At 67.4% G+C, this 25196-nt stretch carries 19 protein-coding genes and 1 other RNA gene; 4 read left to right on the top strand and 16 right to left on the bottom strand.

The features are described from left to right. The 3 genes from RWX87_RS02885 to RWX87_RS02895 all read right to left on the bottom strand — a co-directional run. Positions 1–764, bottom strand: a 764-nt coding sequence (locus tag RWX87_RS02885) for an ATP-binding protein (protein WP_314686737.1), incomplete at its 3' end; no start/stop codon positions are given. A 103-nt stretch (positions 765–867) separates the two neighbouring features. Beyond that, positions 868–2601, bottom strand: coding sequence for an RNA polymerase sigma factor (locus tag RWX87_RS02890; protein WP_399552281.1), 1734 nt, complete (start codon positions 2599–2601; stop codon positions 868–870). Between the two features lie 20 nt (positions 2602–2621). Continuing rightward, positions 2622–3353 (bottom strand): DUF4192 domain-containing protein, encoded by a 732-nt coding sequence (locus RWX87_RS02895; protein WP_314686738.1) that lies wholly within the window; start codon positions 3351–3353, stop codon positions 2622–2624. A 387-nt stretch (positions 3354–3740) separates the two neighbouring features. On the opposite strand from RWX87_RS02895, the gene RWX87_RS02900 reads away from it, so the two are divergent. Further along, entirely contained in the window at positions 3741–4907 is a 1167-nt protein-coding gene (locus RWX87_RS02900; protein WP_314686741.1) for a polyprenyl synthetase family protein, read from the top strand. 137 nt (positions 4908–5044) lie between these two features. Next, positions 5045–7276 (top strand): protein kinase domain-containing protein, encoded by a 2232-nt coding sequence (locus RWX87_RS02905; protein ID WP_314686743.1) that lies wholly within the window; start codon positions 5045–5047, stop codon positions 7274–7276. Positions 7277–7440: 164 nt separating this feature from the next. Here the strand turns inward: RWX87_RS02905 and RWX87_RS02910 are convergent, their stop codons facing one another. Beyond that, a complete protein-coding gene (locus RWX87_RS02910; RefSeq protein WP_314686747.1) occupies positions 7441–8145 on the bottom strand; it encodes a lysophospholipid acyltransferase family protein in 705 nt (234 codons plus the stop codon). Positions 8146–8210: 65 nt separating this feature from the next. Between RWX87_RS02910 and RWX87_RS02915 the strand changes: the two genes are divergently transcribed. Beyond that, positions 8211–8729 carry a hypothetical protein gene (locus tag RWX87_RS02915; RefSeq protein WP_314686748.1) on the top strand — a complete coding sequence of 173 codons (519 nt, stop codon included), beginning with the start codon at positions 8211–8213 and terminating at the stop codon, positions 8727–8729. Positions 8730–8920: 191 nt separating this feature from the next. Here the strand turns inward: RWX87_RS02915 and trpD are convergent, their stop codons facing one another. From trpD to hpf, 3 genes are all read right to left on the bottom strand, one after another. Next, complete coding sequence (gene trpD, locus RWX87_RS02920) at positions 8921–9973, bottom strand: anthranilate phosphoribosyltransferase (RefSeq protein WP_314686751.1); 1053 nt, start codon at positions 9971–9973, stop codon at positions 8921–8923. 83 nt (positions 9974–10056) lie between these two features. Next, complete coding sequence (gene secA / locus RWX87_RS02925; RefSeq protein WP_314686754.1) at positions 10057–12993, bottom strand: preprotein translocase subunit SecA; 2937 nt, start codon at positions 12991–12993, stop codon at positions 10057–10059. Positions 12994–13313: 320 nt separating this feature from the next. Further along, on the bottom strand, positions 13314–13991 hold the full coding sequence (hpf, locus tag RWX87_RS02930) for a ribosome hibernation-promoting factor, HPF/YfiA family (RefSeq protein WP_314686756.1): 678 nt from the start codon (positions 13989–13991) through the stop codon (positions 13314–13316). Between the two features lie 190 nt (positions 13992–14181). On the opposite strand from hpf, the gene rnpB reads away from it, so the two are divergent. Next, an RNA gene (rnpB, locus tag RWX87_RS02935) (RNase P RNA component class A) lies at positions 14182–14547 on the top strand. A gap of 81 nt (positions 14548–14628) precedes the next feature. Here the strand turns inward: rnpB and RWX87_RS02940 are convergent. From RWX87_RS02940 to miaB, 9 genes are all read right to left on the bottom strand, one after another. Beyond that, positions 14629–15135, bottom strand: a complete 507-nt coding sequence (locus tag RWX87_RS02940) for a regulatory protein RecX (RefSeq protein ID WP_314686758.1) — start codon at positions 15133–15135, stop codon at positions 14629–14631. 266 nt (positions 15136–15401) lie between these two features. Then, complete coding sequence (gene recA / locus RWX87_RS02945) at positions 15402–16586, bottom strand: recombinase RecA (protein ID WP_314686760.1); 1185 nt, start codon at positions 16584–16586, stop codon at positions 15402–15404. Positions 16587–16811: 225 nt separating this feature from the next. After that, entirely contained in the window at positions 16812–17063 is a 252-nt protein-coding gene (locus RWX87_RS02950; RefSeq protein WP_314686763.1) for a DUF3046 domain-containing protein, read from the bottom strand. Between the two features lie 315 nt (positions 17064–17378). After that, on the bottom strand, positions 17379–17894 hold the full coding sequence (locus tag RWX87_RS02955) for a helix-turn-helix domain-containing protein (RefSeq protein WP_399552282.1): 516 nt from the start codon (positions 17892–17894) through the stop codon (positions 17379–17381). A gap of 74 nt (positions 17895–17968) precedes the next feature. After that, complete coding sequence (locus tag RWX87_RS02960) at positions 17969–18724, bottom strand: nicotinamide-nucleotide amidohydrolase family protein (protein ID WP_314686765.1); 756 nt, start codon at positions 18722–18724, stop codon at positions 17969–17971. Continuing rightward, positions 18721–19425 (bottom strand): CDP-diacylglycerol--glycerol-3-phosphate 3-phosphatidyltransferase, encoded by a 705-nt coding sequence (gene pgsA / locus RWX87_RS02965; protein ID WP_314686766.1) that lies wholly within the window; start codon positions 19423–19425, stop codon positions 18721–18723. Before pgsA ends, RWX87_RS02960 begins: the two co-directional genes overlap by 4 nt. Positions 19426–19496: 71 nt before the next feature. Next, the gene (locus RWX87_RS02970) at positions 19497–22382 is read right to left on the bottom strand and encodes a DNA translocase FtsK 4TM domain-containing protein (protein WP_314686770.1); all 2886 of its coding nucleotides are present in this window, start codon (positions 22380–22382) and stop codon (positions 19497–19499) included. 12 nt (positions 22383–22394) lie between these two features. Next, on the bottom strand, positions 22395–23603 hold the full coding sequence (gene miaA / locus RWX87_RS02975) for a tRNA (adenosine(37)-N6)-dimethylallyltransferase MiaA (RefSeq protein ID WP_314686772.1): 1209 nt from the start codon (positions 23601–23603) through the stop codon (positions 22395–22397). Continuing rightward, positions 23587–25035, bottom strand: a complete 1449-nt coding sequence (gene miaB / locus RWX87_RS02980; RefSeq protein ID WP_314686776.1) for a tRNA (N6-isopentenyl adenosine(37)-C2)-methylthiotransferase MiaB — start codon at positions 25033–25035, stop codon at positions 23587–23589. The genes miaA and miaB overlap by 17 nt, the downstream gene beginning before the upstream one ends. Positions 25036–25196 lie beyond the last annotated feature (161 nt).

The following is a 25196-nucleotide window of genomic DNA, read 5'->3' on the forward strand; positions in this document are numbered from 1 at the left end:
GCCACGGAGTCGGCATCGACCTCCCGCAGCTCGTCCCTTCCCTCGTCGCCCGTCTCGGGGACGGATTCGTCCACGACCTCGATGGTGAGGCCGGGGACGAGGAAGGTCGTCTGACGGACGCGGGCGATGAGCTGCTCGTAGCTGAAGCGCGCGGTGTCGTTGAAGATCTCGGGATCGGCCCAGTAGCGGATGCGCGTGCCCGTGGTCGTCGCGGGCACCCTGCCGACGACCTCGAGCGGCGTGGGACGGTTCTTGCGGGTGCGGCGGAAGGACGAATCCGGCGAGGGATGCGCGGGGTCGGCATCCTCGTAGACGCCCGGATGGCCCTGATGGAAGGTCATGCGATGCGTCCGCCCGTCGCGGTCCACCTCGACGTCCAGACGCGAGCTCAGCGCGTTGACGACGGAGGAACCCACCCCATGCAGACCTCCGGCGGCCGTATACGAGGAGTTGCCGAACTTGGCGCCGGCATGGAGCTTGGTGAGAACGACCTCGACGCCTGTGAGGCCCGTCTTCGGTTCGACGTCGACGGGGATGCCGCGTCCGTTGTCGGCGACCTCCACGGAGCCGTCGGCGTGGAGGGTGACGACGATCCGCGTGCATGCGCCGGCGAGCGCCTCGTCCACCGAGTTGTCGAGGATCTCCCACAGGCAGTGCATAAGGCCCTGGCTGTCGGTGGTGCCGATGTACATGCCGGGCCGCTTGCGCACCGCGTCAAGTCCCTCAAGCACCGAGAGGTCCCGCGCGCTGTAGCGTTCAGCCATGGATATCCCTCATTTCATGCGGAAGCCGTCCGACGCGCGGCGGCGCCGGACGTGGAAGCGTCTTTCGGGAGGTGCCGATTCCTTGTGGACACCTCCGACGGGTTCACTGGTCGAGGAAGTCTCGCAGCGTCTGCGAGCGCGACGGATGCCGAAGCTTCGACATCGTCTTGGATTCGATCTGACGAATCCTTTCGCGGGTGACGCCGTACACGCGGCCGATGTCGTCCAGCGTCTTGGGCTGCCCGTCCTCGAGGCCGTAGCGCATCTTGATAACGCCGGCCTCACGAGGCGACAATGTCTCAAGGACCTGCCGGAACTGCTCCTGGAGCAGGGAGAAGGCCACGGCATCGGACGGGGCGATGGCGTCGGTGTCCTCGATGAGGTCGCCGAACTCCGAATCGCCGTCCTCGCCGAGCGGCGTGTGCAGGGAGATGGGCTCGCGACCGTACTTCTGCACCTCCTGGACCTTCTCGACCGGCATGTCGAGTTCGCGGGCGATCTCATCGGGCGTGGGCTCGCGGCCGAGATCCTGAAGCATCTGCCGCTGCACTCGGGAAAGCTTGTTGATGACCTCCACCATATGAACGGGCACGCGAATCGTGCGCGCCTGGTCGGCCATGGCGCGGGTGATCGCCTGTCTGATCCACCAGGTGGCGTACGTGGAGAACTTGAAGCCCTTCTTCCAGTCGAATTTCTCGACGGCGCGGATGAGGCCGAGGTTCCCCTCCTGGATGAGGTCGAGGAACAGCATGCCGCGTCCCGTGTAGCGCTTGGCGAGTGACACGACGAGACGCAGGTTCGCCTCGAGCAGATGGTCCTTCGCCTTCCGCCCGTCGGCGGCGGCCCATTCGAGCTCGCGCCTGCGGGAGAAACTGAGGGGCTCCTTCGCGGTGTCGAGAAGATGCTGGGCGTACAGCCCCGCCTCGATGCGCTCGGAGAGGTCCACCTCCTGCTCGGCGTTAAGAAGGCTGACTCGCCCTATCTGCTTGAGATAGTCCTTGACGGGGTCGGCCGTGGCGCCGACCGAGACGACGCGGCGACGCGACCGCACGGGCGTGGTGGGTTCCGGGTCGTCGTCGCGCAGGGTGAAGGCGCCCTTGGGACGCCGGGAATCATCCTCCTCGTCGGAATCGTCGGAGGAATCATCCGAATCCCCGGAGTCGTCCGCATCATCCTCGACCGCGTCCTCGTCGTTCTCGGTCTCGACGTCCCCATCGTCCTCATCGGCATCCTCGGAATCCATCGCATCCGAGGCGCCGGAGGCGCCGACGAGCTCCTCCCCGTCGGCCTCGTCGGCCGATGCATCCACGTCCTCGTCGGCGTCCCGCCGGTCCGTCTCCTCGGGATTCGGCGTCTCGGGACCGGCGTGCGAGGTGCGCGACGCGTGGCGCTTCGACGACGCGGATGCCGACCCTCGATGCGAGGAGCGGGAGGATTCCCCGGACTTCGACGATTCCCCCTCCGTCATCACCTGAGGTTCCTCGGACGTCTCCGTGCCGGAAATCTTCTGAGACGACATGCGCTTCGACGACCTCGTCCTCCCGCCGCGTTCGGTGGAAGACGTCTCAGAGTCCTTGGCGCCGTCCGAGGCGGCCGTACGCCTACGCGATGACGGGCGCTTTGTGGCGCGCGTCCCGGACGTATGGGGAACCGCGTCGCCGATCTCGACCTGTGCGGATTCCGGCGCCGTATCCTTGGTGACCAAAGTTGATTCCTCCCATTGCTCGCCCGCCCACCGGCACACGGAACGCATACGGCCGCAGGCTACACAGACAACCATTGGAGTCAACCATGAGCCGGGGACGATTATTCCCGCCCCCGCGCATCCCCGTGTCATCCAGACATCCCCGCCAAGGGTCACCGCGCGGGCTTCTTCGTCCCGTCCGAATCCTCCGGACCTCGGGACGTCGGGTCCGAGCCCTCGGGAAAGCCCCTGCTCACGCCGCCCTCCTCCTGCGCTCCCGCACCCCCGGACGGCGCCCCCGCTGCCGACGACGCGGTGCGGCACCATGCCGGAAGAATCCCGCGAGCGGCGGCCGCGAGCACGATCGAGGCCAGCGTGCAGTCGGGGTCGTCCCTGCGGATGAGCTCGGCGTCGCGGGCCGCATGGGGATCGTCCATCCACCACTTTGTGTACGCGATGACGGCCCGCGGCTGAATCGACAGGTCGGTCGGCACCCGGGACGCCATGTCCTCGAGCATCGCCATGCCACGTGAGCACCGGACCGAATCCGGGAAGCGCGTCGGATCATCGAAGAACATCGACAGCAGCGCCGTCATGCGCAGCACGTTCGTCGGATGCTGAGGGTTCGCCGCCATGTCTTTCAACGCCCGTCCGTCCTCGCTGCCGCACACCAGAGAGAGGATGAGGACGTCACGCACAGCAAGGGTCTCGCTCATCATCACGGCCAGGACGGCGACGTCCCTCGGGTCGAGCGCCGACCCGTCGGCGAGGGCATCCAGCCATCGGTCGAGGGGTCCGTCGACCCATTCGGCGTCGACGACGCAGGGCCCCCTTTCGAGCCGATCGGCCCTGAACGTCCCGGCCATCCCCCGAAGCGCGTTCTTCTCGAAGGGATCTCCCATCATCCCATCATCCGCCCACGGGGAGTCCGCCTCGCCGGCTTCCACTGACGTTTCCGCGGGAGACACGCGCAGGGAGTCGACATCGGAGGACCCCGGTACCGCACCGGCACGGCGATCGTCCGCGTCCGCTCCCCCCTCCTGACATCCCCCGCCCCCGAGGAGCCGGTCGCGCGCCTCCCCGGCCTCGTCGCACGCGCGTCGACCCATGTCGTGACCATCATCGTCCAGCAGCATCCGGTTCCCCCTCGTCCACGTCGTGCCCTCGTCACGAACAGTCGCCGCGACATCCCCGACGTTGCCGGACGAGGGACGATCCTCCGGGTCCGGGTCCGCGCTGTGGTCGAATCCGGATCTGTCCGCCGGTAGGACGGTGCGGATACCCTCGAAGCCATGAGCACGATTCCCGACCGCCTGAACATCGAGCGGCGCACGGTCGCACTGATCGGGGACTCGATCCGACGAGGCGCGTTGGCCGGAACCGCCGGCGGAACGGCCTCCGGAACGGATCGGGAGGACATCGCACGACCGGTGGCGGGCGGGGACGCGAAGGTGACCGACGCGGTGGTCATGCAGGCGCTGGATTCGTCGCGCGGCGGCAAAAGGCTCCGGGCCCGGCTGGCGATGACCGCATACGCCTGCACGGTCGACTCCGGCCTCCACGGCAAGGGACAACGCCCGGACCGCATGACGCCGGCGATGCTCGACCTGGCCTGCGCGATCGAGATCTTCCAGACGGCGGCCCTGGTGCACGACGACATCATCGACGAATCGGATCTGCGCCGCGGAAGACCCAGCGCGCACCGTGCCCTGGCCCGCGCGACGGGCGATGACGCGATGGGCCGAGGCCTGGGGCTTATGCTCGGCGACATCCTGGCAACCTGCAGCATCGACGTGGCCGAGCGCGCCTCCCGTGGTCTGGCCCATCCCTCGGCCGTCATGGACGCCTTCCTCGGCATGCAGCGCGACGTGGGCGCCGGACAGGTGCTGGACCTCGCCGTCGGACTCGCCCCGCTGGACGACATCCCGCGACTCACCCGCGAATCCCTCAATGTCTTCCGATGGAAGACGGCCAGCTACACGACAATCGCTCCCCTGAGACTGGGGCTCCTGGCCTCCGGCGGGATGAGCGAGCAGGAGGCGGTCCATCTGTCCCTCGCCGTCGGGGAGCCTCTGGGCGTCGCCTTCCAGCTGGCGGATGACCTTCTGGACGTCATCGGGTCGAGCGCCTCCACGGGAAAGCCGGTGGGCGGCGACATCCGTGAGGGCAAGCGCACGGTGCTTCTCGCCGACGCCCTTGCCGGGTCGGATCCTTCCGAACGCGACGAGCTGACCCGCATGTTCCGGTCCCCGACCCGAAGCGATGCGGACGTCGCCCGCGCCATCACTCTGTTCTGTTCGAGCGGAGCCATCGACCGCTCCCGTTCGCGCATCCGATCCTTGTGGTCCCAGACCTCCGCGGCGATCGGTCGGATGGGCCTGCCCGATGCGGACAGGGACATGCTTCTCGACGAGTGCAGGGACTTCGTGCCGATGCTCGACCGGGATCCGTCGGCGTGACCCCGGTCCCTATAGACTGGAGAGCGTTCATCCGAACAGGACGACGGGCATCCGCATCCGGCGAGGCGTCGCCTGCGGATGCGGATGCCATCGTCAGCGAATCTTCAGCGACGTCGATACGGGGGCCAAACGGGAGAATGGGTGACGCCATCACGCAGCCCGACCAGGGCCTGATCGACGGACGGTACCGCATCACGGGCCGTATCGCTTCGGGAGGCATGGCCACGGTGTACCAGGCCATGGACGAGCGTCTCGACCGGTCCGTGGCCATCAAGGTGATGCACGCGCAGCTGGCGCAGGGGCCTCATCGGGACGAATACGTGGCACGCTTCCATCGGGAGGCGCGCTCCGCCGCAACCCTTGCCAGCCCGCATATCGTGCAGGTGTACGACACGGGCGAGTGGAGGGGGCGCGAGTTCCTCGTGATGGAGTACGTCCACGGGGTCACGCTCCGCAGCGAGATGGAGCGCCGAGGGGTCTTCGACGTGCGTTCGACGCTGCGCATCGTCGCCGAAACGCTTGATGGTCTGGCGGCGGCGCATCGGGCGGGTCTGGTGCATCGGGACGTCAAGCCCGAGAACATCCTCATCAATGATCGGGGACGCGTCCAGATCACCGATTTCGGACTGGCGAAGGCCATCGACCAGGCGACCCTGTCCTCCACGGGCATGCTGCTGGGAACCGCCTCGTATCTGGCTCCCGAGCTCATCGAGCGTAACGAGGCCACTCCGCAGGGCGATTTGTACGCCGTGGGAATCATGGCCTGGGAGATGCTCACCGGAGACGTTCCCTACGTCTCCGACAATCCCGTCACGCTTGTCTTCCGGCATGTCCACGAGGACGTCCCGTCTCTGGTCTCCGTCTGCGCAGGCATCGACTCCTCCCTGTCGACCTATGTGGCGCATCTGACGGCCCGAGACCTGTCGCTGCGTCCGCCCGATGCCGACGCGGCGCTGGAGGAGCTCCGCGGGATGGCGGCAGGACTCCCACCCGAGTCATGGTCCTATATGCGGCCGGACCACGACACGAGGCCATTCCCCGCCCCATTCCCTGGAATCGTCCCGGAGGCTCCCTCATCGGAATCCGCTCGCGCGGGGCACGGCACGGGCAACACGAACGACACGAACAACGTGAATGACACGGACGACGCCACTGATGCGGCCCCGTCGACGCCGCCCGCCTTGCAGACGACCACGGACGGCACCATACCCTTGGCCGTCACGGCCGCGACGACGACACGAACCACTCCGCCCAGAGTCCGGTCCACGCGTGACCCGAGCACATCCTCATCCTCACCGACCACGGTGGTGGAGACGGAGGAAGCCGTCGAGGCGTCATCCCTCGCATCACCCGGTGGACGGCACCCCGACGCCGCGCTCTCCTCCCCGACGGCGACAAGAGGCGGAGGCCGACGTTTCGTCCTTCCGCTTCTTCTTGTCGCCGCGACGCTTGCAATCGTGGCCGGAGGCGGAATCTGGTGGTATCTGCTGGGACCGGGAAGCTACTGGACCATGCCCCGCCCCGTGGGGCTGTCCTGCGGCTCCTCATCCTCCTGCGTCATCCGCGACGTCGACTGGAAGGCCTACCGAAGCACCCTGAAGGTGGCGGGAATCCCCTACGCCGAGAAGACCGGCTACAGCGACGACGTCGCCAGCGGAAGGGTGATCTCGACCACGCCATCCACGGTCGGCGCGCATGTGAGCAGACGAGACGGGACGCGTGTGACCGTGATCGTCTCCAAGGGCGTGCGTAAGACCACGGTGCCGGCGGACATCCTCGACTCCTCCACGACCGATGGGGCGAAGCCCCTCGCCGCCCTGAAGAACGCCGGATTCACGAATATCCGCCACGACGAGGACGACGACCAATGGTCGCTGGACGTTCCCGAAGGCGCGCTCATCAGCATCAGCGTCGACCCGGGTACCACCGTCGCCCACTCGACGGCCGTCACCGTCGTGCTCTCCAAGGGGCCGATGCCGGTGAGCATGCCCGACGTCACGGGAAGAAGCCGCTCCGACGCGCAGGCCGCCTTCGACGACGCGAAGCTCGAGGCAAGCTACAGCGAGGAGTACAGCGATTCGGTGGCCAAGGGCAAGGTCGTCTCGACCTCCGTGACCGCGGGCACCCAGCTGCACTGGGGCGACTCCGTCGACGTCGTCGTCTCGAAGGGACCGGAGACGGCCGTCATCCCGTCGCTTGTGGGGAAGACGGCATCCGACGCCACAAGCATCCTCGAGGGGCTGGGGTTCAGCGTCAAGACGCAGGGGCTGAACATCCTCGGTCTGGTGCAGCAGCAGAGCGCCACGGGTGCCACGAGGCTGCGCGACACCAACGGCAAGGCCACCGTCATCATCCTCACGGTGGTGTAGCGCTCTCTCCGGGAATGCTCGAGGGGACGCACGTCCAGAGCCTGGCGGGATCGTCGCAGGCAGTGGTCACGCGCGAATCCAGGCATACGCGGACTCCCCCTGGGCTAATCCCGGCGTGGAACCAGAGAGGAGGGCAGACCGGCGAGGACGTGCGAGCGAACCGGTCAGCGGGCCGAACCCGATGCGACCTTGAGCTGGGCAAGCCTCTTCTTGACGGTCTGCGCGTATTCGTCGACGTAGTCCTGCCCGCTCATGGCCGCGATGGCCCGGACCACCCTGTCGGTGAGCTCGCGCAGCTCCTCATGCGTCACCGAATCGGGGTCCCGCCCCTTTACCTCGATGGGAGTCCCGTAGATGACCTGCGTGCATCCGTGGGAGGGAAGGACCTGGCCGGGCTTCTGCAGGTCACGGCTGCCGATGATCGCCGCCGGGATGATCGGGCAGCCGGTCTCGAAGGCGAGCCGCGCCGCGCCCGTATGGCCACGGTAGAGACGTCCGTCGGGACTGCGCGTGCCCTCGATATGGACTCCGAACAGATGTCCCTCCTCAAGGATGCGCCGGGCATGCAGCAGGGCGCCAAGCGATTTGGAACCGCCGGAGCGATCCACGGGAAACACCCCCACGGAGGTGAACCACCATTTCTTGAAGCGGCCCTTGATGCCGTGGCCTTCGAAGTACTCGGCCTTGCCCATGAAATGGATCATCCGCGGGCTCGTCAGTGGAAGCAGCGCATCATCGATGACGGCGAGATGGTTGGCGGCGATGATGGCGCCTCCGCTGGCCGGGATGTTCTCCACCCCCTTGGGCTCCGGATGAATCCGCCATCGCGCCAGCGGGCCCAGCATACGCACGAAGAACCAATAGAGCACCGGATCCCTCCCCCGTCATGCACGATGCACGCCGGGTTGACGTGCACCACCGTTACAGTGAAGCCATGACCGACCTCAACAATAGCAACCGTGGTGGCGACGGCTCCCCGTCCGAGGAACCCGACGAGGAATGGGCCCGGTTCGAACGCTCCCATGAGGACGACCTGCGCGACGTCGCCGGATCGCGTGCGGCGAAAAGGTTCGAGCGCCATGCACGTCGGCAGAAGCGCAAGGCGCTGCTGTCGGTGAAGGATCTGGACGACGGCAGCTTCACGGACGATCTCGGGGCCGGCCGCGGACCGAGGGATTTCACCGGTCCCAGCATCCTCGATGCGCCGGATGACGACTTCACCCCGCCGAATCCGAGCCTCGGCAGACCACGGACCTCCCTGCTCGTCTTCGCGGTGCTGCTGGTGGCGGGCATCGCCGGCGTCATCGCCGCGGCCTTTCTGCCGAGTCTCGCCGGCGCCTTGGGAACGATATGCGGCACCGCGGCGGTTATCGGAGGAGCAGGTCTTCTCATCATGCGCCGCGAGAGTCGCTCTCCAGGCCGTGACCCGGACGACGATGGAGCCCGCGTCTGACGGAGACCGACCCCGCGTCCTGACGCATAGTCCCGCCGTCGCCACCGGACATCACCGCAAAAGAGAAGGCCTATGCATGGGCATGCATAGGCCTTCTGCCATCGTTTCTGCACGAACTCCCCGAAAGTCAGCCGAGCGGCGATCATCCGACCCCGAAGGCCTCACGGGCATCCGGGAATCTCCCCCTGTGATTAGCGCGCGGCGACGGCCGCCGTGAGCCAGCGGTCGAGCAGAGCTGCGGCGCGCCCGGAGTCAATCTCCTTCTGGGCGAGGACGTAGGCGGCGGAGAAGCGGTCCGTGAGCGAGGCCGAGGAGTCCGGCAGCAGCCCGCCGTCAGCGACGATGGCCGAGGCGGCATTGAGCAGGGCGGTCTCGCGGTAGGGCACGTCATTCCCCGCGAGGAACTCCCTCATCTTCGTCGCGTTGTAGGCGGGCTCGGCGCCTTTGAGATCCGCGACCGTGACGGGCCTGAGCCCGAGCTGCCCGACCGGGTCGAAACTCGTCTCCTCGACCCTTCCCTCCCGAATCTCCCAGACGGACACCGGACCGGTGGGGGCCATCTCGTCGAGTCCCTCGGCGGAGGTGTACACCATGCCGGTCTGCCCGCGCTTCGCGTACACCTCGGCCATGATGGGGCTCAGACGCCTGTCCGCGCATCCGATGGCCACATGGGCCGGCCTGGCGGGGTTCGTCAGGGGCCCCAGGACGTTGAAGACGCAGGGGATGCCCAGCGCCGAACGCACAGGGCCGACGAAGCGCATGGCCGGATGGAAGGTCTTGGCAAAGGCGAAGGTGATGCCGACCTCGTCGCCTATCCGGCCGACGGCCTCCGGCGAGAGGTCGAGGGGAAGACCGAGAGCCTCGAGGCAGTCGGCCGCGCCGCATTTGCTCGAGGCCGCACGGTTGCCGTGCTTGACGATCCTGACGCCGGCGGATGCGGCGACCACGGAGGCCATCGTCGACAGATTCACGGTGGCGGCGCCATCGCCGCCAGTGCCCACGATGTCGGTCGTCTCGCCGGAGACGTGCAGGGGCACGGCATGGGCGACCATGGCGTTGGCGGCGCCGAAGACCTCAGGACTTGTCAGTCCCAGCTGCTGCTGGGTGGCCAGGACGGCCCCGACGGCGGCGGGGTTGGCGTTGCCGTCCATCAGGTCGTTGACGAACCAGTGAGATTCCTCCGCGCTCAGATGCCGTCCCGAGATGAGCTCCGTGAGAATCGACTTCCACGTGATCTCCGCCATGTTTCCTCCCTAGCCCTCCTGCCACCGGCGCCGGCGACGGTGGCCATTGTAGTACCGGCCGATGTCGCGGCGAACGGACCCGGTCAGCGCTCGTTCTGTCCGTGGCACATCTTGTATTTGCGTCCCGATCCGCAAGGGCACGGAGCGTTGCGGGACGTGCCCGGGAAGGTGCGTCCGTCCGTCCATGGAGCGTGGCTCTCCTCGCTTTTGGGCCTGCGGGATGCGGGCAGCTTCGCATCGGCGTGGCTGAGAGGCTGAGGGCCTACGGGCCCGGCCGGACGGTCCCCATGCACGGAGCCGACACTCTCGGACTCCACGTCGTCCCCGGTACCGTCCCGGCGATCGGCGGCGGCTCGTTCGACGTCGTCATCCTCGTCCGTGGCGTCGGGGTCCTCGGGGGCCTCTGCGGAGACGGGTTCGTCGGCATGGTCGCCGGACGGCAGGCCGATGGTCTTTTCGGCCTGGTCGACCGCCACGTCCTCGTCCGTCTCCGTGCCCAGGTTCTCGGTCCGGGCCACCTGCTCGATGTCGATGTGGAAGAGCAGCTGGACGCTCTCCTCCTTGATCGCCTCGACCATCGAGTTGTACATCTGGTAGCCCTCGCGCTGGTATTCGACCAGAGGGTCGCGCTGGCCCATGCCGCGCAGGCCGATGCCGTCCTTGAGGTAGTCCATCTCATAGAGGTGCTCGCGCCATTTGCGGTCGAGCACGGCGAGCACCACCCGGCGTTCGAGCTGCCGCAGGGCCTCCCCGCCGACCTTCTCCTCGAAGCCCTCGTACTGTTCGGTGGCGTCCTTGACGATGATGTCGTGGAGAGTCTCCGGAGCCTTCGCGCTCTTCTTCACGGCCAGGGTGGCCTTGCGGGCCTCATCGGGGTCGACGGCGACGGGGAACACGGTCGCGAGGGCCGTGAACAGGCCCTTCCAGTCCCAGCGATCCGGCCGGTCGGAGCCGTTCTTGGCCCCACGGACGTAGCTGTCCACGGTGTCGGAGATGAAACGCAGAATGTCCTCATGGATGTCGGCGCCCTTGAGCACGGCCTGACGCTCGGCGTAGATGACCTTGCGCTGCTTGTTCATGACGTCGTCGTACTTGAGGACGTTCTTGCGGATCTCGAAGTTGCGCGACTCCACGGCCTTCTGCGCGTTGCGCACGCCCTTGGAGACGCTTTTCGATTCGATGGGCTCGCCCTCGGGCAGACCCTTGGCCATGACGCGCGCCACGAGCTGGGTGTTGAACAGCCTCATGAGGTCGTCCTCGAGGCTCAGATAGAAGCGCGATTCGCCGGGGTCGCCCTGTCGTCCAGAACGTCCGCGCAGCTGGTTGTCGATCCGCCTCGACTCATGACGCTCGGTGCCGAGGACATAGAGGCCTCCGAGACGAACGACCTCCTCATGCTCGTCCTTGGCCTTGGCCTTGGCCTCGGCCAGGGCTCCCGGCCAGCGCTTCTCGTACTCCTCCGAGGTGTCGTCCGGGGAGTATCCCTCCGCCTTGAGCCTCTGGTCGGCGAGGAACTCGACGTTGCCGCCGAGCATGATGTCGGTGCCGCGGCCGGCCATGTTGGTCGCCACGGTGACGGCGCCCTTGCGTCCGGCGACGGCCACCACGGCGGCCTCCTGCGCATGCTGCTTCGCGTTGAGCACCTGGTGGGGGATGCCGGCGACGTCGAGCAGCGAGGACACGACCTCGGAGCTTTCGACGCTCGCGGTGCCCAGCAGAACCGGCTGGCCCTTGGCGTTGCGCTTCGCCACGTCCTTGACGATGGCCGCGAGCTTCTCCTTCTTCGTCCGGAAGATGAGGTCGTCCTGGTCCTCGCGGATCATCGGCTTGTTCGTCGGGATGGGCAGAACGCCGAGCTTGTAGGTGCCCATGAACTCCGCGGCCTCGGTTTCGGCCGTTCCGGTCATGCCGGCGAGCTTGTCGTACATGCGGAAGTAGTTCTGCAGCGTGATGGTCGCGAAGGTCTGGTTCTCCGGGCGGACCTCCACGCCCTCCTTCGCCTCGATCGCCTGGTGCAGCCCCTCGTTGTAGCGGCGTCCGGACAGGATGCGTCCGGTGTGCTCGTCGACGATGAGCACCTCACCGTGGGTGACGACGTAGTCGCGGTCGCGCAGGAAGAGCTCCTTGGCCTTGATCGCGTTGTTCAGATAGCCGATAAGAGCGGTATTGCCGGGCTCGTAGAGGTTGTCGATGCCCAGGAAGTCCTCGACCTTGGTGATTCCGGGGTCAAGGATACCGACGGTCTTCTTCTTCTCGTCGACCTCGTAGTCCTCGTCGCGGGTGAGCTTGGGCACGAGGCGGGCGAACTGCCGGTACCAGCGCGTCACGTCCCCCTCCGCGGGGCCGGAGATGATCAGAGGCGTGCGCGCCTCGTCGATGAGGATGGAGTCGACCTCGTCGACGATCGCGTAGCGATGGCCGCGCTGGACGAGCTCGCTTTTGTCCCATGCCATGTTGTCGCGCAGATAGTCGAAGCCGAACTCGTTGTTGGTGCCGTAGGTGATGTCGGCGGCGTACTGTCTGCGTCTTTCGGGAGGCTTCTGGTTGGTGACGATGCAGCCGACGCTCATCCCCAGGAAACGGAAGATGCGGCCCATAAGCTCGCTCTGGTAGCTCGCGAGGTAGTCGTTGACGGTGACCACGTGCACGCCCTTGCCCTCGAGCGCGTTGAGGTAGCTCGGCAGAGTGGCCACGAGGGTCTTGCCCTCGCCCGTCTTCATCTCGGCGATGTTTCCCCAGTGCAGGGCGGCGCCGCCCATGATCTGCACGTCGAAGTGCCGCTGCCCCAGCGTTCTCTTCGAGACCTCGCGCACCGTGGCGAAGGCCTCCGGCATGAGCTTGTCCAGGCTTTCGCCCTTCTCCAGGCGCTGCTTGAACTTGGCGGTCTGTCCCTTGAGCTCGTCGTCGTCCAGAGAGGAGATCTCGTCCTCGAGCGCGTTCACCGCCTTGGCCACGGCCTCCAGCTTCTTGATCTGGTGACCTTCGCCCATGCGCAGGGCCTTGTCGACGATATCCACCACGTTTCGCTCCCTTGTCGGTTCCACCGGGATCCCGGTCTCTACGGCCGGGCACAAGCCACGTTTCAGTGTACGCGACAGTTCCGATAAGCGCGTCGGGCGAACCGTCTCGCGGTGCCCCACCCACCGAATCGACATGAGGGATGCGAGCCAGGGGACGCAACGGTCCGTGCGAACGGAGTGACCGGGGTCCATGGCGGTCGCCTACGACACCCGTTCCGTGGCCGCTTGCAGCTCCGGCGACACGACGAACGGGTCGGTCCCTGAATCCGATGGATTCAGAGGCCGACCCGCCGATGCGATGCGCGAGACAGAGACGGCGGCTACTCGCCGGCTGCCTTCACGTTCTCCGGGGTGTCGATCTCGAAGACGCCGTAGCTCCATCCATGACGGTGATAGACCACGGATGGACGACCGGTGGCCTTGTTGACGAAGAGGAAGAAGTCATGGCCGATAAGCTCCATCTCGTAGAGGGCCTCGTCGATGCTCATGGGCTCGGCGATATGGAGCTTGCGCCGGATGACGATGGGGGTGTCCCCGACCTGCACCTCGACGGACTCGCCGGGACCGAGATCGGAGGCGACGGCCGCCTGGGGGCTGTTGACAGGCTCGTCCTCCGCGGCCTGCTGGTCCTCGGCCGGGGCGGCGGACTCAGGCTGCACGGCGCCGGCGTCCACCGGGACGGCGTAGCCGCGACGATGGTCCTTGCGCCGGTCCCTGGCGCGGCGCAGACGCAGGGTCAGCTTGTCCAAGGCCATGTCAAGGGCGCTGAACTCGTCGGCGCTGGAGGCCTCGGCGCGCACCACCGTGCGTCCGGCGATCACGGTGATCTCGACGCGGCGCGCGGTGTCCGCCTGCCGCGGATTGCCCTCGTGCGTCAGCACGATCTGGGCCCGCTGGGTGTCAGGCGCGATGGCGGTCACACGATTCATCTTGCTCTCGACGACATCGCGGAACTTCTGCTTGATCTGCGTGTGGCGTCCGGTAACGACGATTTCCATGTGGACCTCCTTGTTGACTCAGGCGGCGCGAGCCGCCATCTGTTCCGGCGGGGCTCCAGCGCCTAGCCGGGTAGGTTCATTGTAGCCGAGAACGTTACGCGACCGAGGGTGCGACCCACCGAAGCGGCGAGAAAACGCCGGTCCGATCGGATTCGGACGTCAGTTCCCGTCCGCTGGTACGATGTCTTCCCGAGACCCCCAGATGGCCGCGGTCCCGCCTCGTGCGGGACTGAGGAACTTCCGGGCTCCACAGAGCACGATGGCGGATAACGTCCGCCCAGGGTGACCTGAGAGACAGCGCCACAGAGAACAGACCGCCCCGCTTCGGCGGAGCAAGGGTGAAACGGCGGTGCAAGAGACCACCGGACCGTCGGCAACGACGGTCGCAGGGCAAGCCTCATCGGGAGCAAGGCCAAGCAGAAGGCGTCAAGGGCTGCTCGCCCGTGCCTTCGGGTAGGCTGCTGGAGCCTGGCGGCGACGCCAGGTCGAGATGGATGGCCATCCGCGCGTCCTCTGGACGCGCGACAGAACCCGGGGTATGCGGGGGTCTCATCACACGTCTCGCAGGAATATCCTCCGAGTCCGGATTCGCGTCATCGCGATGACGCACCGAGGCACGGGCGCGGGGGTCCCGGACCTAGGAGTAGGTTCCCTCGCCGGCATCACCGAGGTCCTCCTGGCCGTCGGGCGGGAACATCTCCTCGGCGACTCGATGAAGAACGTCGGCGTGATGGCCACGCCGACCTCCCGCCGCCCAGAAGCGGCGCAGGCGGACCTCCCTGTCCAGACCCTTCGTCCGGCGCGCCACCGCCCGACCCAGACCACGTGCGGCGTCCAGGAAGTCGCCGCGTCCTTGCGCCGCATCGACAAGCGTCTCCGTCAGGAAGGAATCGAGCCCCCTTCTCCGGAGCTCGCGCCGCACGCCCGCCGGCCCCATCCCCCTGCCCAGACAGCTTCTCAGAACCATGCCGCCATAGGTCTCGTCATCGACGAGGCCCACCTCGATGAGCCTGTCGACGACCGAGTCCGAAAGCTCCCGTGGGAATCCCTTGCCGACGAGCCTGTCGCTCAGATCACATGCCGACCGGGGAGCGGCGTCGAGCAGACGCAGCGCCGCCTCCCGGCATTCGTCGCGATCCCCCATGCCGAATCGCGTCGGGGATTGATCATGAGCATCGGACCCATGATCCGCGCGTCCGGCGCGTTGTTCCGTCGACCGACGCGAAACGTCCCCCGATCGGCCCGACCGATGCCGGGGCCGACCTTTGCGGCCGCGGCCGAATCGTCCCTCCTCGGAGTCGAACCGCGACGCGTCCTCCGGCTCGCCGATGCTGTCGGAAGGCACCGACGAACGTCCATCGCCGTCATGCGAAGACCGGGACAGGGACTCCAGGAATCCAGAGGCTTCGATCACTTGCCTTCAGCGGCCGAAGCATCACCAGCCGCCCCTTTCGGAGACCCGGACCCGTCGTCCCCCGTCGCGGAGCCATCGTCGGAGGATTCGTCATCCGCCGGCTGAAGACCGAACTTCTGCTTCACCTTGCGCTCGATCTCCTCGGTGACGCCCGGGTTGTCCTTGAGGAAACGGCGGACGTTCTCCCGTCCCTGGCCCAGCTGGTCGCCCTCGTAGGTGAACCAGGAACCGGACTTCTTGACGATGCCGCACTGCAGGGCCATGTCGAGGACGGACCCCTCGCGGGAGATTCCCTCCCCGTAGAGCACGTCGAATTCGGCCGATTTGAAGGGGGGGGCCATCTTGTTCTTGACGACCTTGACCTTGGTGCGGTTGCCCACCGCCTCGTCGCCGTTCTTCAGCGTCTGGATGCGTCTGATGTCGAGTCGGACGGAGGCGTAGAACTTCAGGGCCTTCCCGCCTGTGGTCGTCTCCGGGTTGCCGAAGAACACGCCGATCTTCTCGCGCAGCTGGTTGATGAAGATGGCGGTGGTCCCCGCCTGGGACAGGGCGCCGGTCATCTTCCGCAACGCCTGGCTCATCAGCCGGGCCTGGAGCCCCACATGGCTGTCCCCCATTTCGCCCTCGATCTCGGCCTTGGGGACCAGTGCCGCGACGGAATCGATGACGATGACGTCCAGAGCCCCGGAGCGGATGAGCATGTCGGCGATCTCCAGCGCCTGCTCGCCGTTGTCGGGCTGGGAGACGATAAGCGAATCGGTGTCGACCCCCAGATGCCGTGCATAGTCCGGGTCCAGGGCGTGCTCGGCGTCGATGAAGGCCGCGACGCCCCCGTTCTTCTGGGCGTTGGCCACCGCATGGAGGGCGAGGGTGGTCTTGCCCGAGGATTCGGGGCCATAGATCTCGACGATGCGACCCCGGGGAAGACCGCCGATCCCCAGCGCCATGTCCAGCGCCAGCGAACCAGTGGGGATGACCTCGACGTTCTGGTGGGGTTTGTCCCCCAGACGCATCGCGGATCCCTTGCCGAAGCTGCGTTCCACCTGATCGAGGGCCGTGTTCAGCGCCGCCTGGCGTCGCGGATCGATCGTGTGGCGCTGCGACCCCTCATCGGATGCAGAGGACTCCCCCGTCGAGCCCGCGGCGGAAACCGCCGTCGCGGTCCTGGTCTGATGCGCCATCGCTTCTCCTTACCGTTCGTGGCTATGTCCCGCCCCACGATAGGCGGCGGGACGCCGACTGCGGCCGACCGCGACATCTGTGGTCGAGCACGGCGTCATCCCGCGGATTCCTCCTGAAGTCTACCGCATGAAGCGAACATTTGTTCGAATGGCTCCACGGGTCTCATTGGTGACGCCGGCACACCTCCGCGCCGCCTCCCGCGCCGCGCCGGTCCCACCGCGACGTCACGGACCCAGGACCCTCCGGGTTCCGGGAAGAGGAGGGGCGTTGTGATCCTTCCCCCATCTGAGGGAGTCGGGAATCTCCATCTGATCGCACAGGACGTTCCACACGACACGCGGCTCAAGCCCGGCCGCCAGAGCCTCGACGACGGTGACGCCATGCAGGGCCGTCAGGCACAGATCCCGCGACAGGCTGCGCCCATAGGCGCGGCCGAAGACCTCGTCCAGCAGCTGCCAGAACTCACGTTCCCTCACGTCGGCCACACTGCCACCCTCCGGGGACGGCCATGGAACGACCACGCATAGACGATCGCACCGACGAACCACATGGAGGCCACAGGACGACCGACTCTCCACGCCCTTGGCACAGGCCCGCACGCGCCCGGAGGCACGGATTCGGGTCGGTCCGCGACACGAGGTCAGGGGGCACGACCCGCACGCGCCCAGACACGCCTCAACGCCCGCCGTCGTTGAGGCGTCGTTGGGAATGGCGTGACGCATGACAAACCCGCCGGCGCGCCGGAACGACATCCGACGCGGCCCGCGGGTCCATGCCAGGAAAACGGCCCCTCAGTCCTCGAGGGAATCGAGGTAGTCCGCGACCATCCTCAGCATCTGGGCCGTGCTCACGCCCAGGGATTCGGCGATGGAGCTGAGCAGCTCCGAGCTGGCCTCCTTCTGGCCCCTCTCGACCTCGGACAGATACCCCAGGGACACCCCGGCCTTCTCGCTGACCTCGCGCAGGGTCCGATGATCGCGAGTGCGCAGATCGCGCAGGACATGGCCGATGGCCTCCCGCAGAGAGACGTCGCGGACGGACCCCTCGGGCCCTGCGGCACGGACGGAGGAGCGCGTCTCCACCTCCGTCTCGTCATCCTCCTGACGCCACATGCGGTCCAGCGCGGCCTTCCTGTCGTCCCTGGCCTTCTTCGCGGCCCTCGCCATCAGGACCTGACGCTGGGCGAACATCACGGCACGACGCTGGGCGGGCGTCAGATCCCTCATTCGCGCCGAACCAGGAATCACCGGGCTGACCGCCGCCACGCCCTGGTTCTCACGCTCCGCGTTGCGAATCATGCTTTCCATGGTGCCATCCCCATTCTGTAGTCCCTAGGACCTGTTGATTACGTACGACATAAACAACAGGTCGATTCGGGGGATTATTCCCCCCAGGGCGCTGTGAGATGGCTCACATACCGGAGCAGAACGAACACCGTCCGCCGACGTATCTCCTCGCGCGAACCACGGGAACGCAGGCGGAGGACGTCGATGCGCCCTCGCAGCGGCGTCATACCGTCATCGGCCGCGACGCTCGGGACGGCTTCTGCGGAGCCCATGCCCTTCCCGATCGCCGGAACGACGTCGGAACCGACAAGAGAGGCCCTCACCCCGGCATCAGCGGACAGCCCCCGCTCGACATCCCGGAGGGCGGCCAGCGGATCATGCGCCAACACGACGCCGTTCCCGCCGCGATCGGGAAGGAACACTCCGGCATAGGCCAGGCCCTGGGGGTTCCCCCGGCCATCCGGCCCCGGACCCGCGACGCCCGTGGTGGACAGTCCGATAACGGGCACACCCGGATGCGGACGCCCGAACAGCAAGGCCGCTCCGAGCGCCATCTGCCTGGCAACAACCGGACGCACGGCGCCCTCGGCCGACAGAAGCCCCTCGTCGACGCCAAGCACCGAAGCCTTGGCCGCGACGTCGTAGGTGACCGCGGATCCAAGGAAAACGTCGGACGCGCCCGGAATCCTGACGAAGGCGTCGGAGACCAGACCCCCCGTCAGGGATTCGGACGCCGCGAGCAGCACGTCGGCGCAGCGACAGGACCTGAGAATCGCCGCGGCGGCCTCATCCGTGCCGGATTCCAGCCACGCGGGAACGTCGGAACGGCCGGATGACGGGGTCACGGTCATTCCCGGCCATCAGGGGAGGCAGGTGTCGCCGAGGGGGACTCCCCCGCATCGGAGGCGTGGCGATGGGAGAGAACGCTGTACAGATACAGACCGCCGGAGTACAGGCACAGGATCAGCGCCAGATAGATGACGGCGTAGGTGACGACGTAGTAGAGGGTGAGCCACATGGGGATGGCCGCTCCCGTGCCCGCGGGAGCAAGACCCGGGACGAGGGACCACATGGGCATGAGCAGCAGTCCCAGACCGACGCATTGCGCAAGGGTCTTGTACTTCCCGGCCTTCGACGCGGCGATCACGCGGCCGCTCGTGTCGATGACGAACAGACGCATGACCGTGATGCCCACCTCCCGGACGAGCATGAGTATCGTCACCCACCACCCGAGCTCCCCGAAGCAGGAGGCGAGCACCAGAGCGGAGCCGATGAGAAGCTTGTCAGCGATCGGATCCATCAGCTTGCCCAGCTCGGTGACGTGATTGTACGTGCGAGCCATCCAGCCGTCGAGCTTGTCTGTGGAGGCGGCTACGACGAACAGCCCGGCCGCCGTCCAGCGAAGCGGCAGACTGGAGACCCCCCATGACCCCGCCGCCACATCGACGCCGATGAAGGCGAGCACGAGCAGGATTCTCACGTAGGTGACGAGGTTCGGCGGGCTGTTCCAGCCATCGAGCAGGGACGGTCTCTCCGCGGCAGGATTTCGCATAGGCTCCACCATATACCCGGGGTCGCATCCTGCCGTGGAGGGCGGAGCCGTTCCACGGCCCGGAAGCCGCGCTATCGATCCTCGTCGGATGCGGCGGCCGTGGAACCCTGCATGGACGACGTCCTGCCTTTGATGAAGTCGAGCACCTGGGGAAGGTCCTGGGGCTGGACGAGCACCTCGCGGGCCTTCGACCCCTCGGAGGGGCCGACGACGCCGCGCGATTCGAGCAGGTCCATCAGCCTGCCCGCCTTGGCGAACCCGACGCGGAGCTTGCGCTGGAGCATGGACGTCGAACCGAACTGCGTGGTGACGACGAGCTCCGCGGCCTGCAGCAGCACGTCCATGTCGTCGCCGATGTCCTCGTCGGGTTCCGTCGCCTGGGCGTCCGCCTCCTTCGCCATCTGCTCGATGTCCTCGCGGTAGCGGGGCCTGCGCTGGGTACGCACGAAGTCCACGGCACGGCGAATCTCGGATTCGCTCACCCATGACCCCTGGACGCGGATCGGCTTGGCCGACCCCATCGGCAGGAACAGCGCGTCGCCCTGACCGATCAGCGATTCGGCCCCCACGGAGTCGAGGATGACCCTCGAATCGGTCGCCGAGGAGGTGGCGAAGGCCAGACGCGAGGGAATGTTCGCCTTGATGAGGCCGGTGACGACGTCCACCGACGGCCTTTGAGTGGCCAGGACGAGATGGACGCCGGCCGCGCGGGCCAGCTGCGTGATGCGCTGGATGGAGCTCTCCACGTCGTTCTTCGCGACCATCATGAGGTCGGCCATCTCGTCGACGACGACGAGCAGATACGGATACGGCGCGACCTTGCGGTTGGAGCCCAGCGGGACGTGCACCTTGCCCGCGTGGACGGCGGCGTTGAAGTCCTTGACATGGCGGAATCCGAAGAACTGCAGGTCGTCGTAGCGCGCATCCATCTCCTTGACCACCCACTCAAGGGCCTGGGAGGCCCTCTTGGGGTCGGTGATGATGGGCGTGAGCAGATGCGGGATGCCGGCATAGGCGGACAGCTCGACGCGCTTGGGGTCCACGAGGATGAGTCTCACCTGCTCCGGCGTCGCGCGCATGATGATCGAGGTGAGCATCGAATTGATGAAGCTCGACTTTCCGGAGCCGGTGGCGCCGGCGACGAGCAGATGCGGCATCTTCGTGAGATCCGCGGTGACGAAATGCCCCTCCACGTCCTTGCCGACGCCCGCAAGCATGGGGTTGGGATCGGAGGTGGCCGTGTCGCTGCGAAGCACGTCGCCGAGATGGACGATCTCGCGGTCGACGTTGGGGATCTCGATGCCTATGGCCGACTTGCCGGGGATCGGCGACAGGATGCGCACATCGGAGCTGGCCACGGCGTAGGCGATGTTGCGCTGGAGGTTCGTGACCTTCTCCACCTTGACACCGGGGCCGAGCTCCACCTCGTACTGGGTGACGGAGGGGCCGCGCAGGAAGCCGACGACACGGGCGTCGACGTGGAACTGCCGGAAGGTGGAGGTCAGCGAGCGGATTACCGCGTCGTTGGCCGGAGTCCGAGCGGCATGCGGCTTGCCGAGCGCGAGCAGGTCCAGACCGGGCAGGCGATAGGGGGCCGTCGCCTCGGAATCCGCATCGTCATCGGCTCCCCCCGGCGTCATCGGAGAGGAGGACGCGGTGGAGGGCGATGCATCCGCGGAGAATGCGGAGCCGGCCGCAGCGGGCGTCGCGGTCCCGGCGTCGGACGGCCCCGCGGGCTCTGTCGCGGCCCAGGGGTCGCCAGGCGCCTCGTCTCGGTCCCACCCCTCCGAGGCGCTCCGAGAACCGGCGGAACCGGCATTCGAAGGCAGTGCCGTGGTCGGCAGGGCGGCGGGCATGGGCATGGTCCCCCCCTGGCCACCATCGTCCGACGTCGACCCCTCGCTCCCCGACGTTCTGAAACCGCCCGTGGAGGACGACGCCGACCGGGGATGACGCCCCGCCCCCTCGTCCCCTTCATCCCGATCGGCCTCCCGGGCGGACGCGGAGATGAAGGCATCGTCGCCGGCATAGCTGTCAAGGGAGCCATCCTCGGGGTCCTTGCCTCGATGGAAAAACCGCGACAGCCTGGCGAGGAATCCTGTGCGGACGGACGGAGGATACTGAGTCTCCTCGTCATCACCGTCATGGGAGGGAACGCCGGCGGCGACGGGAAGTACGGCGTCCCCGACCCGCACCTCGTCGGGAAACTCGTCGTCGTCCCCGGCCTCCGCCGCCTTCCCCTGTCTCCGGAACAGCCCACGCACGGAGGACGCCACGTCACCGATGGACATCCTGGCGATCATGAGCAGCGAGAACAGGGCGAGAAGAACGAACACGACGATGGCGAAGGGAGCCGACAGCCCCCAGGCCAGCGGGGACCCGATGACGAAGCCGAGAAGACCACCCGCGGACTGGAGCCGGGTGATGTCGAAGCCGCGATTCCCGGAGGCCAGCGCCACATCGATGATGGAGCACACCGACCAGACAAGCAGCACCCATCCGCTGATGACGCGGGGATTCTCGGACCCCTCCCCCGCATGGCGGAGCAGCCGCATGGCCAGTACCGCAAGCAGAAGGGGGAGCGCCAGGCTCATCACGCCGAAGACCCCGGAGGCCACGGCATGAAGGACGCGTCCCAGCACCCCGTCGACGCGGAACCATTCGGACGCGCAGAAGAGGACGGCGAGGACAAGCAGAAGCAGGCACAGGCCATCACGCCTGTACGCGGGGTCGAAATCGTCTCCGACACCGCTCACGGACCGCACCAGAGTTCCCAGAGCGCGAGGAACGGCGAGAATCAGGCGCTTCCACACGGGCTCGCGCGGCTCATCCTGGGTCGAACGGCCCCCCTTCCGCGTCGAGGGGCCTTCGGACGGCGACGAGTCGGGGGACGAATCGGATGAGGACGACCTGGCGGACGCCCTGCGTCCGCCCCCGGATGATGCCTGTCGTGTCATAGCAGCACGATTCTACGCGGCGCCTTCTACGACGCCCGTCCCATCGAAGGCCCCAAGATGACGACGAACGACATCGTCGGCATGGGAATCCGTCTCATCGTAGTAGCCGGCGTCCGCATGCCGGATGACCGCCAGTGCGTTGCGGAGCAGACGAGGGCCGCCTGCATCGAGCCAATGGATACGAGGGTCACGGCCGAACCAGCCCATCTGCTTGCGCGCGAGCCGACGGGTACGACGGGCGATGTCGGCGAAGGCCTCGTCCTCGCTCCACAGCCCGTCCAGATAGTCGGCCACCTGCTGATATCCCAGGGCACGGGCCGCCGTGGGCCCGAGACGCTGGCGAATCCACCTGACCTCGTCAACGAAGCCGGCTTCGCGCATGCGCACGGTACGCACCTCGATGCGGTGGTCGATGTCCTCGCGAGGCATGTCGAGACCGATCTGCACCGCGGGGATCGCATAGCGGTACCTCGGAAGGCTCGCCGAATACGGACGACCGGTCAGCTCGATGACCTCGAGGGCACGGATGGTCCGCCGCGGGTTGCGGGGATCCATTCTGGCGGCCGCCTCCGGGTCGCGCCGCCGAAGCTCCTCGAACAGGGCGCCGGCCCCCTCCTCGTCGAGCCGCCGCTCGAGACCGGCGCGCACCGCCCGGTCGGTTCCGGGGAAGGACATCTCGTCCAGCGCGGCCCGTGCGTACAGGCCCGATCCTCCGACGAGCAGAGGCCGCACGCCCCTGGACTTCAGCTCGGCTATGCAGTCGCGGACCATCCCCTGGAAGCGTGCGACCGTCATGTTCTCATCGGGGTCGATGACGTCGAGAAGATGATGGGGGACGGCCGCCCTCTCCTCGGCCGTGGGCTTGGCGGTGCCGATCGACATTCCGCGGTACATCTGGTAGGCGTCGGCGTTGACGATCTGCGTGCGGTCGCCCTGGGCGGTCAGCGAGCGGGCGACGGCGATGGCCAGCCTGGTCTTGCCCGATGCCGTGGGACCCACGATGGACACGACCCGACGGGAATCCTGATGCCCGGCCGCCGCTGCCGACCCTGCGGCATCTCGCGATCCACTCCCGTCTTGCGGCGCGTCCATCGGCTGCGGGTCCGCGTGATCCGTGCGCTCCGGCGCCCGTCCGGACGGACCGCCCGGCACCGTGGACGTCCCGTCCAGAGGGTCGTTCCAGCCGTCGTCGGCCTCGTCGGCGTCAGCGTCGTATGTCATAGGTCTGCCCCCGTTCGGGATCAGGATCGGCGATGAGATGATGCGGTCCGGCATGGGTCACCGTCGCGGTGACCAGGTCCCCCACCGCGGGACGGGCGAACCCCAGGGGAACGCCGACGTGCACCAGCGCTCCCGTCCGTTCGCGGCCGGTCACCCTGCCCGTCCTATCGTCCTTTCGGCCCGCCGCCCCGGTGACGAGCACCTCGACGTCATGCCCTTCGAACCGTGCCATGCTCTCGACGGTGATGCGCTCCTGCACCGCCAGCAGGCGGTCGAAGCGCTCCGAGACCACCTCGTCAGGCACCTGGGGCATCGCGGCCGCCGGGGTGCCGGGACGAGGCGAGTAGCGGAAGAGAAAGGCCGAGGAGAAGCGGGCCTGTTCGATGACCTCGAGGGTGCGCCGGAAGTCGTCCTCCGTCTCGCCGGGGAATCCGACGATGACGTCGGTGGACACCCTCGCGTCGGGCATGGCCTCCCGGACGCGTGCGAGAATCCCCAGGAATCTTGCGGATCTGTAGGAGCGGCGCATGGCTCTGAGCACCCGGTCGGACCCGGACTGCAGAGGCATATGCAGCTGATGCATGACGTTGGGGGTCTCGGCCATCGCCTCGATGACGTCATCGGTGAACGCGGCGGGATGGGGCGACGTGAACCTGACCCTCCGAAGCCCCTCGATTCCCCCGCAGGCGCGCAGCAGCCGGGAGAAGGCGTAGCGGTCGCCCATCGAATATCCGTACGAGTTGACGTTCTGCCCCAGCAGGGTGACCTCCCGGGCGCCGGAGGCGACGCAGCCTCGGATCTCCTCGAGCACGTCCCCGGGACGACGGTCGTGCTCGCGTCCGCGCGTGGTGGGGACGATGCAGAAGGTGCAGGTGTTGTTGCACCCCATGGAGATGGACACCCAGGCGGTGACGCGGGAGGAGCGGACGGCGGGCAGCTGGCTCGGGAAGTAGCTGAAGGTGTCGGGGACCCCCACCTGCGGCGTCCCGCTGCGTCTCGCGGTGTCGAGCAGCTCGGGAAGCGCTCCGACGTTGCGCGTGCCGAACACCGCGTCCACCCACGGCGCCCGGCGGACGATCCGCTCGCGATCGAGCTGGGCCATGCATCCGCCCACGGCGATCTGCAGCCCCGGGTTGCGTCTTTTGAGCGCGGCCCATTCCCCGATCGTCCCGTACATCCGCTCGGCGGCGTTCTCCCTCACCGCGCAGGTGTTGAGGACCACGAGGTCGACGTCCCTGTCCCTGAGCTCTCGCTCCGATGCCGGACGGTAGCCCCTGCTCTCCAGGACGCCGGCGATGCGCTCGGAGTCGTGGACGTTCATCTGGCAGCCCAGGGTGTGCACGTAGTACACGCCGGTGCCGCGTCCCGCGTCCGGGCGGTCGTCGCCCACCTTCGACGAGCGCTCCTCGACCGTCATCATCTCCTCATCCATACCAGCGATTCTATTCCGGCCGCGTCGACCTGCGCGTTCCGGCCCATGCGGGCCTTGCGGGACGGCGTGGCCCCTCCGCCGATGCACGGGCTGTCATGCACGGCCCAGCCGACGCACAGACTCGCGGGTATCATGGGGGCCCGTGATACTTGACCGACACG

Source organism: uncultured Bifidobacterium sp. (genome assembly GCF_963540075.1).
Taxonomy (GTDB): domain Bacteria; phylum Actinomycetota; class Actinomycetes; order Actinomycetales; family Bifidobacteriaceae; genus Bifidobacterium.

Bases quoted from the DNA above. Each gene is read 5' to 3' on its own strand.
- RWX87_RS02940 (WP_314686758.1), bottom strand. From the start codon at position 15,135: ATGGGGGATCGCGACGAATGCCGGGAGGCGGCGCTGCGTCTGCTCGAC.
- trpD (WP_314686751.1), bottom strand. From the start codon at position 9,973: ATGGCGGAGATCACGTGGAAGTCGATTCTCACGGAGCTCATCTCGGGA.
- miaB (WP_314686776.1), bottom strand. From the start codon at position 25,035: ATGGATGAGGAGATGATGACGGTCGAGGAGCGCTCGTCGAAGGTGGGC.
- RWX87_RS02955 (WP_399552282.1), bottom strand. From the start codon at position 17,894: ATGGAAAGCATGATTCGCAACGCGGAGCGTGAGAACCAGGGCGTGGCG.
- RWX87_RS02970 (WP_314686770.1), bottom strand. From the start codon at position 22,382: ATGACACGACAGGCATCATCCGGGGGCGGACGCAGGGCGTCCGCCAGG.
- miaA (WP_314686772.1), bottom strand. From the start codon at position 23,603: ATGACATACGACGCTGACGCCGACGAGGCCGACGACGGCTGGAACGAC.
- RWX87_RS02905 (WP_314686743.1), top strand. From the start codon at position 5,045: ATGGGTGACGCCATCACGCAGCCCGACCAGGGCCTGATCGACGGACGG.
- RWX87_RS02895 (WP_314686738.1), bottom strand. From the start codon at position 3,353: ATGATGGGAGATCCCTTCGAGAAGAACGCGCTTCGGGGGATGGCCGGG.
- RWX87_RS02900 (WP_314686741.1), top strand. From the start codon at position 3,741: ATGAGCACGATTCCCGACCGCCTGAACATCGAGCGGCGCACGGTCGCA.
- pgsA (WP_314686766.1), bottom strand. From the start codon at position 19,425: ATGCGAAATCCTGCCGCGGAGAGACCGTCCCTGCTCGATGGCTGGAAC.
- RWX87_RS02890 (WP_399552281.1), bottom strand. From the start codon at position 2,601: ATGACACGGGGATGCGCGGGGGCGGGAATAATCGTCCCCGGCTCATGG.
- RWX87_RS02915 (WP_314686748.1), top strand. From the start codon at position 8,211: ATGACCGACCTCAACAATAGCAACCGTGGTGGCGACGGCTCCCCGTCC.
- hpf (WP_314686756.1), bottom strand. From the start codon at position 13,991: ATGGAAATCGTCGTTACCGGACGCCACACGCAGATCAAGCAGAAGTTC.
- recA (WP_314686760.1), bottom strand. From the start codon at position 16,586: ATGGCGCATCAGACCAGGACCGCGACGGCGGTTTCCGCCGCGGGCTCG.
- RWX87_RS02960 (WP_314686765.1), bottom strand. From the start codon at position 18,724: ATGACCGTGACCCCGTCATCCGGCCGTTCCGACGTTCCCGCGTGGCTG.